The 508-nt window shown below is 63.0% G+C and carries 1 protein-coding gene; it reads right to left on the bottom strand.

Annotation, left to right across the window (positions count from 1 at the left end; genetic code table 11):
- Window positions 1–203, bottom strand: a 203-nt coding sequence (locus TN53_RS42145) for a TcmI family type II polyketide cyclase (RefSeq protein ID WP_046264196.1), incomplete at its 3' end; no start/stop codon positions are given.
- Between the last annotated feature and the right edge of the window lie 305 nt (window positions 204–508).

Below are 508 nucleotides of genomic sequence, written 5' to 3' on the forward strand. Positions count from 1 at the left end.
GTCTTGGCCTGCTCGATGTGCCGGCCGCCCTGGTCGTCGTCGAAGTCCTGGAGGTGGAAGTACAGGCCGCGGTAGGCGAACAGCTCACGGCGCCGCGTGCCCATCAGGTGCGGCATCTCGGTGCCGTCGAACTCCTGGAAGATCCGGGCGACATCACCGATGGACGCCGGGTCCATCCGCGCCACGATCAATGTGCTGTGCATGGGCTCTCTCCCTGGGGGAAATTCCGGATGCGTTTCCGAACAAGAACTCCGCGATCTCGTGGACTGCGCGGAAAGGGAATCGGGAGCGCACTGGGCGGGAATTTCTTGAATTCGCATCGCCGTGCGGACAGTTCACCGGATCCTCGCTTATAGCTTCTTCGGTCCCTGACCGAATAACAACGCGTATCCGTGCAGATCCATGTCAGAAATTCTTCAAGGGACTGCGGCGGACCGTCAGATTCCGGCGTCGCTGCCGGCGGCGCGGCGGCGCGCGAAGCACTCGTGGACGTCCGACTCCGCGTAGT

The sequence above is a fragment of the Streptomyces sp. WM6386 genome (assembly GCF_000972385.1).
In the GTDB taxonomy this organism is placed as follows: Bacteria; Actinomycetota; Actinomycetes; order Streptomycetales; family Streptomycetaceae; genus Streptomyces.